The sequence below is a fragment of the Mycobacterium sp. genome (assembly GCF_049802695.1).
In the GTDB taxonomy this organism is placed as follows: domain Bacteria; phylum Actinomycetota; class Actinomycetes; order Mycobacteriales; family Mycobacteriaceae; genus Mycobacterium.
The window spans coordinates 1-10,393 of the sequence record NZ_JBARMY010000546.1; the positions used below are offsets into that span (position 1 = coordinate 1).

Below are 10,393 nucleotides of genomic sequence, written 5' to 3' on the forward strand. Positions count from 1 at the left end.
CCTCCGGGTCGGTGGCCAGCCGGCGCGCCCGCCCCACATGACCTCCGCTGACCGCTGCTGCCCAGTGGGCGGTCTCACCGGTCAAACCGTCGCTGTCGACCAGCACCTGGGCTATCGCCGCGACCGACGGGGTCACCAGCGGCACATGACGGCACCGGGACCGCAACGTGATCGCGATGTCCTCCGGGTCCACCGTCGGCGCGCACAGCAGGAACAGCGTCGACGGCGGCGGCTCCTCGACCACCTTGAGCAGCGCATTCCCCGCCCCTTCGGTCAGCCGGTCGGCGTCCTCGATCAGCACGATCTGCCAGCGTCCGGTGCTGGGGCGCCGGGAGGCGATCTGCACTATCGCGCGCATCTCGTCGACGCCGATCGACAGACCCTCGGGAATCACGCGGCGCACGTCTGCGTGTGTGCCGGCCATCGTCGTCGTGCATGCGCGGCACTCGCCGCAACCCGGCAACCCCGACGACGTGCATTGAAGGGCGGCCGCGAAGCACAGGGCAGCAACCGAACGTCCCGATCCGGGTGGGCCGGTGAACAGCCAGGCGTGCGACAGCGCGGCACCGGAACCCGGTTTGTGAGCCGAATCACCCCGCGCCGCCTGCACGGCCGCTACCAGCTCAGCTTCAACCTGTTCCTGGCCCACGAGCCGCGCAAACACCCGGGACACCTCGGCAACATTACTGGCTCTCGCCGACACCATCGGCCCGTCAAGGCCCTTCAATGCCCTGGAACCGTTTTTTCGGCTACTTCAGAGTTATCAGCGCCGATACGGTGGGCGAGTGAGCACCACCGTGGCACTGAGCGCACGAATCAGCGGATTCCTCCGCTGGCTGGTGCGCACGCCGTGGCCGGTGTTCTCGCTGAGCATGGTGCAGGCTGATGTCATCGGTGCACTGCTGGTGCTCGGCTTCCTGCGCTACGGCCTGCCGCCCAAGGACCGCATCGAGCTGCAGGATCTGCCGCCCGCGAACCTGGCGCTGTTCGGCCTGGCCCTGGTCGTCCTGTTCGGCGCCGGCTTCTCGCTGAGCCTGCGGCTGCTGGTGCCGGTCTTCCGGTGGCAGCGGCGCGACGGGCTACTCGCTGACACCGACCCCGCCTCGACCGAACTGGCCCGTTGCCGCGCCCTGCGGATGCCCTTCTATCGCACGTTGATCAGCCTCGGCTACTGGTGCGTGGGCGGCGTGGTCTTCATCATGGCGAGTTGGCCGGTGGCCAGGCACGCGGCGCCGGTGGTAGCCGTCGCCACCGGACTGGGCGCCACTGCTACCGCAATCATCGGCTACCTGCAGGCCGAACGGGTCCTGCGCCCGGTCGCCGTCGCGGCCCTGCGGGCCGGCCTGCCGGAGAACGTCAGTACAGCCGGGGTGATCAGACGCCAATTGTTGACCTGGGCGTTGTCGACCGGCGTACCACTGGTGGCCATCGTGCTCGCTGTCGTGGCAGACAAATTTTCGCTATTGCACCCCGCGCCCGACGACCTGTTCGGCCCTGTCCTACTGCTCGCATTGACCGCACTGGTGATCGGTTTCGCCAGTACCCTGCTGGTGGCCATGTCGATCGCGGACCCGCTGCGGCAGTTGCGCTGGGCGCTGGGGGAGGTGCAGCGCGGTAACTACAACGCGCATATGCAGATCTACGATGCCAGCGAATTGGGCCTGCTGCAGGCCGGCTTCAACGACATGGTGCGCGACCTGTCCGAGCGGCAGCGGTTGCGCGACCTGTTCGGTCGCTACGTCGGCGAAGACGTGGCCCGCCGGGCGCTGGAGCACGGTACCGAGTTGGGCGGTCAGGAGCGCGACGTCGCAGTGTTGTTCGTCGATCTGGTCGGTTCCACGCACCTCGCGGCGACCCGGCCACCCAGCGAAGTCGTCAACCTGCTGAACGAGTTCTTCCGTGTCGTGGTCGACACCGTGGGCCGGCACGGCGGTTTTGTGAACAAGTTCCAGGGCGATGCGGCCCTGGCCATCTTCGGCGCCCCCATCGAACATCCTGACCCGTGCGGCGGCGCGCTGGCGGCGGCTCGCGAACTGCACGACGAACTCATCCCGGTACTCGGTTCAGCGGAGTTCGGCATCGGCGTATCCTCGGGCCGGGCGATCGCCGGCCACATCGGCGCGCAAGCCCGTTTCGAATACACCGTCATCGGCGACCCGGTCAACGAGGCGGCCCGACTCACCGAGCTCGCCAAGCTCGAGGAGGGCCATGTGCTGGCGTCGTCGGTCGCGGTCAGCGGCGCCCTGGACGCCGAGGCGCTGTGCTGGAACGTCGCCGAGGTCGTGTCGCTGCGCGGCCGCACCGGCCCCACCCAGCTGGCCCGCCCGCTGAATTTGACCTTGCCGGAGCGAGTCTCGAACGAAGTCTGAGTCAGCGCTGTTCAGCTGCTGCGTTTGGCCGCTTTCTTGGCCGGTGCTTTCCGGGTGGTTTTCTTCGTAGTCTTCTTGGCCGTCCGCTTCACCGGCCCGCGCGCGCGCCGGTCAGCCAGCAGCTCGGCGGCACGCTCATCGGTGATCGACAACACGTCGTCGCCTTTCCGCAGGCTGGCGTTGGTTTCACCGTCGGTGACATAAGGACCGAACCGGCCGTCCTTGATCACCATTGGCTTGCCCGACGCCGGGTCGTTGCCGAGCTCCCGCAACGGCGGTGCCGAGCTGGCTTGCCGCCCACGGTGTTTCGGCTCGGAATAAATCTTCAGCGCTTCGTCGAGTGTGATGGTGAAGATCTGGTCTTCCGCCGCCAGCGACCGAGAGTCGGTGCCGCGCTTCAGATACGGACCGTATCGCCCGTTCTGGGCGGTGATCTCCTCCTCGGTTTGCGGGTCGACACCGACGGTACGCGGCAGCGACAGCAGTTTCAGCGCGTCTTCGAGAGTCACGGTCTGCAGATCCATGCTGCGCAACAATGATCCGGTCCGCGGTTTGGGACCGGTCGGCTTTTTGCCCTTCTTCACCGGTGCGCCGTCCTCGCCGTCATCCGGCGGCTCCGGCAGGACCTCGGTGACGTACGGTCCGTAACGACCGTCCTTGGCTACGATTTCGTGACCGGTCTCGGGGTCCACGCCGAGTGTCCGCCCCTCTTGCGGTGTGGCGAAGAGCTGTTCTGCCAGCTCGAGCGTCAACTCGTCGGGAGTGAGCGCGTCGTTGAGGTTGGCCCGCTGCGGTGACAGCTCACCGTCCTCACCGGCCACCATGCGCTCTAGATACGGCCCGTTCTTGCCTACCCGGACATAGACGGCTCGGCCCTCTTTGTCGTCGAAAAGCTTGATGGAGTTGACTTCTCGCGCGTCGATGCCCTCGAGGTTGATGCCGACGAGCTTCTTCAGGCCGCCGGATCTGGCCACGGAATCCTGCACGCCGTGGTCACCGCCGAAGTAAAAGTTGTTGAGCCAGTTGGTGCGGTGCTCGTTACCGGAGGCGATAGCGTCGAGCTCATCTTCCATCGCCGCGGTGAAACCGTAGTCGACCAGCCGACCGAAGTGCTGTTCGAGCAAACCGGTCACCGCGAACGCCACCCACGACGGCACCAGCGCGCTGCCGCGCTTGTGCACGTAGCCACGGTCCTGAATGGTTCTGATGATCGACGAGTAGGTCGACGGACGGCCGATACCGAGCTCTTCGAGCGCTTTCACCAGCGAGGCCTCGGTGTAGCGCGCCGGCGGGTTGGTGGAGTGGCCGTCCGGGGTCAATTCGATGGCGCTGAGCCGTTGCCCCTCGGTCAGCTGCGGCAACCGGGGGCTTTCAGCGTCGTCGGCTTCACCGCCCGCCAGTTCGTCCACGGTCTCCACATAGGCCTTGAGGAAGCCGGCGAATGTCAGCGTGCGCCCGCTGGCGCTGAACACCACCTGCTGATTACGCGAGGCACCGGCGATCCGCAGGCTCAGCGTGGTGCCGCGGGCGTCGGCCATCTGTGAGGCGACCGTGCGCTGCCAGACGAGCTCGTAGAGCCGGAACTCGTCGCCATCGAGCTCGCGCCGTGCCGCATCAGGGGTGGCGAACGTCTCGCCCGCGGGCCGGATCGCCTCATGTGCTTCCTGGGCGTTCTTCACCTTGCGGGTGTACTGGCGCGGCGACGGAGACACGTACTCCTCGCCGTAGAGCTGCCGAGCCTGGGTCCGCGCGGCGTCGATGGCCGACTGCGACAGCGTCGTCGAGTCGGTACGCATATAGGTGATGTAGCCGTTCTCGTAGAGCCGCTGCGCGATGCTCATGGTCCGCTCAGAGGAGAACCGCAGCTTGCGGCCGGCCTCCTGCTGCAGAGTCGATGTCATGAACGGCGGATACGGCCGCCGGGTGTACGGCTTCTCCTCCACCGACGCCACGGTCAGCGACGCTCCGGTCAAACCGGCGGCCAACGCCCCGGCGGTAGTCTCGTCGAGGACGACCACCTCGGCCGGCTTGCGCACCGCGCCCAGCGAGTCGAAGTCGCGACCGTTGGCCACCCGCAGGCCGTCGACACTGCTCAGCCGGGCAGAGAAGGTGGGCGGGGAGGCGGCCGGGTCGGAGACGCTGGCGTCCAGCTCCGCGACGACATCCCAGTACGCGGCGCTGCGGAACGCCATCCGGTCGCGCTCGCGCTGCACGATGATGCGGGTCGCCACCGACTGCACGCGGCCCGCTGACAGCTTGGGCGCCACTTTCTTCCAGAGCACCGGGCTGACCTCGTAGCCGTAGAGCCGGTCCAGGATGCGGCGGGTTTCCTGGGCGTCCACCAGATCGATATCCAAGTCGCGGGGGTGTTCGGCGGCCGCGCGGATGGCCGGCTCGGTGATCTCGTGAAAGACCATCCGCTTGACCGGGATGCGGGGCTTGAGGGTTTCCAGCAGGTGCCAAGCGATGGCTTCGCCTTCGCGGTCGCCGTCAGTTGCCAGGTACAGCTCGTCGACGTCTTTGAGCAGCCCCTTCAGCTCGCTGACCGTGCTTTTCTTGTCAGGGCTGATGATGTAGAGCGGTTCGAAGTCGGCGTCGACGTTGACCCCCAGCCGGGCCCAGGGCTCCGATTTGAACTTCGCGGGCACGTCGGCCGCGGCCCGGGGCAGGTCGCGGATGTGCCCGCGGGACGACTCGACGATGTAGTTCGAGCCCAGGTAACCGGCAAGTTTGCGCGCCTTGGTCGGCGACTCGACAATGACGAGTCGCCGCCCCCGGCCATTTTCGTGGCCGCTGCGGTCCTTCAACTTCGGCTCAGCCAACTGCGCTTACGCTCCGCTTCCGATACGGTCCCGAGTGGTCACACGGTCCCAGCCGGCACCGGCGCCCCCTGTGGACAACAGACAATGTGGCACCCCGGGCGGGCCGACGCAAACCGACTCCCCGGCGCCGCTGTATACAGCCCGCGCTCGGACCGGGCTAAACGCGGGGCCACTGGGACAACGCCGCGGCGTCTCGAGGTGGTTCCCCGACGCTTTCTACCAGACGCGACAACCGGCGCCGACCGCTGATCCGAAGCGCGGGCCGACTTCCGCGGGTGCCGATCAGGGTAGGCGCGATACCTACCCGCATCAACGCCGACGCCAGCGGCGAGTGGGTGTCCGGCGCGTGCGGGTCCAAGCCGAGCAGATAACGGTCGGCCTCCGGGGCGCCTGCGGCCAGCGTCCAGGCCCGCAGCTCGCGCGGCCCGGGCAACCACGACAGAGGCACCGTTTTGACCGCCCCGCGAGTCCACTCGGCCGCGAGGCCGCGAAGCCGCGCGTCAACAGCTGTTCGCACCAGCGGAGTCTGCTCTTCGGTCCGGGTGATCTCGGGCACCAAGCCGGCGTCGGCGATCATGTCGGCCAGCGCGGCGGCTCGCCAGTGCTGTTCGACGACAACTGAGAGCCGGGCCCCGCCGCCCACCATGACGACTTGGCCGGCGGCCGCCAGGACTCCGGTCAAATCGGCGACCGCGGGCGGCACCGACTCTGCGGAGAAGAAGGACAGCTGGCTCACGTCATCGACAGTAAGCCAGCGCGGGTGCACAACCACGCCTACGACGAGGCGTGCCGTGCCACTCTTGCAATAGCGAGAACCCCCCGGCTGGGCCCGGTGGAGCTAGCGCGCGGGGGGTTCTCGTGAGAATCAGTCGCTCAGATGGAGCGGACGCCGGTGGCCTGCGGACCCTTCGGGCTCTGGCCGACCTCGAACTCGACTCTCTGGTTCTCCTCGAGGGTGCGGAAGCCCGAACCCTGGATCTCCGTGTAGTGGACGAACACGTCGGCGGAACCGTCCTCAGGGGCAATGAAGCCGAACCCCTTCTCCGCGTTGAACCACTTCACAGTTCCCTGTGGCATCTCTCGATTTTTCCTTCTCTTCTCAGGTGCGGTACACCGTCTTCGGTGCCCGGGCCCGCCGTGACCGCCGTACCCAGTGAGATGCCGGAACTTCCCCGACCCAACCCTCGCAGGACGTGCGGCCACAACGTCGATCCTGCGAAAGTTTGACACGAACACAGAAGCCGCGACCGCCCATCAGTCAATCATGTCGACCGCTTCGGCGTCAGCGTCTGGTGACCAATTCGGCATCCTCCTGTTGAAGAATTCACTTGTAAGGCCGATACCAACCCGGCTCGAGCCGGTTCGAAGGAGTGTGCGGTGACTTTCGGCAGGGAGCTGCTCGCCGCCGCGGTCGCCGGCGGCGAGCCCGGTGAAGATCCGCTGCGTTACGTCACCGAATTGCCGGCCCGGCCCGGCCGACCGCACAGCTGGCCGGCGTGGGTGGAGCCGGACGTGATCCGCGCTTTCAACTCTCGCGGCATCGACGCCCCCTGGTCACACCAGGCCGCCGCCGCCGAACTGGCACATGCGGGCCGTCACGTCGTGGTCAGCACCGGCACCGCTTCGGGCAAATCGGTTGCCTACCAACTGCCGATTCTGCATGCGCTCTCGACGGATCCGCAGGCTCGGGTTCTTTATTTGTCGCCGACGAAAGCCCTGGGACACGATCAGTTACGCGCCGGGCACGCGTTGACCACCGCTATTCCACGGCTGCGCGATGTGGCGCCGACCGCCTATGACGGTGACAGCCCGGCAGAGGTGCGCCGCCTGGCACGTCAACGCTCACGGTGGCTGTTCTCCAATCCGGACATGGTTCACCTGTCGATGCTGCGCAATCATGCGCGCTGGGCGGTGTTCCTACGCGCGCTTCGGTTCGTCGTCGTCGACGAATGCCACCACTACCGCGGGGTTTTCGGTTCGAACGTGGCGATTGTGCTGCGCCGTCTGTTGCGGTTGTGTGCCCGTTACTCGGTTTCGGGCGCACAGCCGACGGTCATCTTCGCCAGCGCGACGACCGCCTCGCCTGCAGCTACCGCGGCTGAGCTCATCGGTCAACCGGTCGAGGAGATCACTGAGGACGGCTCCCCGCATGGCGCCCGCACGGTCGCGTTGTGGGAACCTGCCCTGCGCCTGGATTTGGTCGGCGAGAACGGCGCACCGGTGCGACGGTCGGCCGGAGCCGAGGCGGCCCGAATCATGGCCGATCTGGTCATGCAGGGCGCGCAAACGCTGACGTTCGTCCGTTCCCGCCGCGGTGCGGAATTGACCGCACTGACCGCCAGGGCCCGGCTGGACGAGATCGCGCCCGATCTGGCTGAGCAGGTGGCGTCCTATCGTGCCGGATACCTCGCCGAGGACCGCAGTGCGCTCGAACATGCCCTGGCCGACGGCCGTTTGCGTGGATTGGCCGCCACCAACGCGCTGGAGCTCGGCGTCGACATCGCGGGCCTGGACGCGGTATTGATCGCCGGGTTTCCGGGTACCGTCAGCTCGTTCTGGCAGCAGGCCGGCCGGTCCGGACGGCGCGGCCAGGGTGCGCTGGTGGTGTTGGTCGCGCGTGACGATCCGCTGGACACCTATCTGGTGCACCATCCGGCGGCATTGTTGGACAAGCCGATCGAGCGCGTGGTGATCGATCCGGCGAACCCGTACATCCTCGGGCCGCAGTTGTTGTGTGCAGCAACCGAACTGCCACTCGAGGACACCGAGATTCGGGCGTTGGGCGCCGAGCAGGTGGCCGCGACGTTGGTCGACGACGGGCTGCTGCGGCGGCGGTCCGGCAAGTATTTCCCGACGCCGGGCCTGGAACCACACGCCGCGGTGGGTGTGCGCGGCCCCACCGGCGGTCAGGTCGTGATCGTCGAAGTGGGTACCGGCCGCTTGCTCGGCACGGCGGGCGCCGGCCAGGCCGTGGCGTGTGTTCATCCGGGGGCGGTGTATCTGCATCAGGGCGACAGTTATGTGGTGGAGTCGCTCGACATCGACAGCGGCATCGCGTTCGTCCACGCCGAAGACCCCGGTTACGCGACATTCGCACGCGAACTCACCGACATCACAGTCAGCGGAACCGGAGAGCGTGCGGTGTTCGGTCCAGTCACGCTAGGTCTGGTGCCGGTCACAGTCACCAGTCAGGTCGTGGGATATCTGCGCCGCCGGCTCACCGGCGAAGTGCTCGATTTCGTCGACCTCGAACTCCCGGCGCAGACCCTGGACACCGTCTCGGTCATGTACACCATCACTCCAGAGGCCCTGCACCGCAACGGTATCGACACGCAACGCATTCCGGGCTCGCTGCATGCTGCCGAGCACGCGGCGATAGGACTGCTGCCCCTGGTGGCCAGCTGCGACCGCGGCGACATCGGTGGAGTGTCCACCGCGACTGGCCTGGATCCGGTTGCACCGCTGCCCAGTGTCTTCGTCTACGACGGTTATCCGGGCGGCGCCGGCTTCGCCGAACGCGGATTCAATCAGGCGGGTACTTGGCTGGCCGCCACCGCTGCGGCGATCGAGGCGTGTGAATGCCCGCGCGGCTGCCCGTCGTGCGTGCAGTCCCCCAAATGCGGAAGCGGCAACGAGCCGCTGGACAAAGCGGGCGCTGTTGGGGTGTTACGCCTGGTAATCCGCCAGTTGGAAACGAACGCGTCGCGATCCATTGGCGGATGACGACCGACCCCTCGACGGTCGCCTTCGCCTGTTCCGGCCGGAAAGTCTTCTCGCTTCTCCTGTTTCTGCAGCCAGCAGGAATGCGTGATCGGAACACAGGGGCAACGTACGGCCCAACCAGGGGATCCGCTGCCCGCCCGACTAGCCCGACAAGCCGGGGGTGCAGCAGGAAGCTACCTGGCACAGATGGCGTTGTGCAAGGGGAATCGTCTCACTTGTCCAATTCACCGGAGGCTTTGTCGGAGAAGTCAGACATTCAGCCGGGGCTACCGCTTAGCGCGTCGGTAGAGTGTGGCATGACCCACGACTGGCTGCTCGTGGAGACGCTCGGCGCTGACCCCGCCGTCGTAGCGCAGGGATCTCAGCTGAGGAGCCTCGTCCCGCTCACCGCCTTCCTGCGACGTAATCCTCGGATCGCAGCGATCCGTACGGCGATCGCGGAGTCGGTGCAGACCGGGCAGAGTCTGGCGAGCATCACCCCTAAGCGGGATCGGGTGATCCGCACCGAGCCGGTGCTGATGTCGGACGGGCAGGTGCACGGGGTGCACGTGTGGAGCGGCCCCGCCGACGCCGAGCCGCCCGAGCGGCCGACGCCTGGCGCACTGAAGTGGGACCTCACCCTCGGCGCGGCCACCGACACCAGGGAGTCGTTGCTCAACAACGGGAAGAACCCCGACGTGGAGGCTGCCCAGGGCCGGGCGTTCGCCGCGAACTGGCCACCTCGGGTTCTCAAGCCAAACGAAGGCAAGGTCCTTGCCAGGGTGGTCAAGCCGGAACCCGGTCAGACTCTGTGCATCGCATGGGATGCCAGTGACTGGGAGGGCACACCCATCACAGTGGGCTTCGTCGCGCGGCACTGCCTGGAACCGGGGCCTGACGGCCCCGACCACCTCGTCGCACGAGGGATGAACTGGCGGATGGAACGGGACAGCGCTGCGGAGCCCGGCGAGTGCCTGGCGCAGAAGATACTCAGCGGCCTGGCCCAACCGGGCGTCCACCGCGCGCTGTTCGACCTCAAGACCTGGACTCTGCTCAAATGGCTTGATGAGCCCTGCCCCTTTTACGACTGGCATAACGTGGCGGGTTCTTCGCGGGTGCATCCCGAAGACGAACCGTTAATGCTCTCGATGACTTCGGAAGTCGCCAACGGTGCCACCGCACGGGTGTTGCGCCTGCCTGGTGCGGGCGGCTCTTGGGTACCGGTGCACGTGACCGTGAGCCGGGTGGAACTCGAAGAGCAGACGTTCGCCGGGCTGATTTCGTTGCGATTGCCCACCGACCACGAACTGGCCGAAGCGGGGTTGCCGACCGACGACTGAGCGCCGCCGAATTCCTCAGGCCGGTCCCGCCCGCGCGGCCGACCGGGCGCTGAACCGTCCGGCTATAGGCACCGCTATCCGGACGGTCACCACCACGTCCAGGCCCTCGACCACGCACTCCGCGTCGTCGGCGCGCATCTGGTGGGTCAGTCTCGTCGCC

General features: G+C 67.1%; 7 protein-coding genes. 3 read left to right on the forward strand and 4 right to left on the reverse strand.

Annotated features, from left to right (window positions below):
* Nucleotides 1-673 (reverse strand): DNA polymerase III subunit delta' (locus WA317_RS21495; protein ID WP_425174952.1); only part of this gene is annotated, 673 nt, incomplete at its 3' end.
* 58 nt (nt 674-731) lie between these two features.
* Here WA317_RS21495 and WA317_RS21500 point away from each other — a divergent pair.
* Nucleotides 732-2,369, forward strand: a complete 1,638-nt coding sequence (locus tag WA317_RS21500; RefSeq protein ID WP_425174957.1) for an adenylate/guanylate cyclase domain-containing protein — start codon at nt 732-734, stop codon at nt 2,367-2,369.
* Nucleotides 2,370-2,380: 11 nt separating this feature from the next.
* Here the strand turns inward: WA317_RS21500 and topA are convergent, their stop codons facing one another.
* From topA to WA317_RS21515, 3 genes are all read right to left on the reverse strand, one after another.
* Nucleotides 2,381-5,191, reverse strand: coding sequence for a type I DNA topoisomerase (gene topA / locus WA317_RS21505; RefSeq protein ID WP_425174953.1), 2,811 nt, complete (start codon nt 5,189-5,191; stop codon nt 2,381-2,383).
* 157 nt (nt 5,192-5,348) lie between these two features.
* Nucleotides 5,349-5,927: a hypothetical protein gene (locus WA317_RS21510; protein WP_425174954.1), complete on the reverse strand. Its 579-nt coding sequence runs from the start codon at nt 5,925-5,927 to the stop codon at nt 5,349-5,351.
* Between the two features lie 137 nt (nt 5,928-6,064).
* The gene (locus WA317_RS21515; protein ID WP_003925183.1) at nt 6,065-6,268 is read right to left on the reverse strand and encodes a cold-shock protein; all 204 of its coding nucleotides are present in this window, start codon (nt 6,266-6,268) and stop codon (nt 6,065-6,067) included.
* Nucleotides 6,269-6,568: 300 nt separating this feature from the next.
* On the opposite strand from WA317_RS21515, the gene WA317_RS21520 reads away from it, so the two are divergent.
* Nucleotides 6,569-8,914 (forward strand): DEAD/DEAH box helicase, encoded by a 2,346-nt coding sequence (locus WA317_RS21520; protein WP_425174955.1) that lies wholly within the window; start codon nt 6,569-6,571, stop codon nt 8,912-8,914.
* Between the two features lie 296 nt (nt 8,915-9,210).
* Nucleotides 9,211-10,233: a PAS domain-containing protein gene (locus tag WA317_RS21525; protein ID WP_425174956.1), complete on the forward strand. Its 1,023-nt coding sequence runs from the start codon at nt 9,211-9,213 to the stop codon at nt 10,231-10,233.
* Nucleotides 10,234-10,393: the final 160 nt, after the last annotated feature.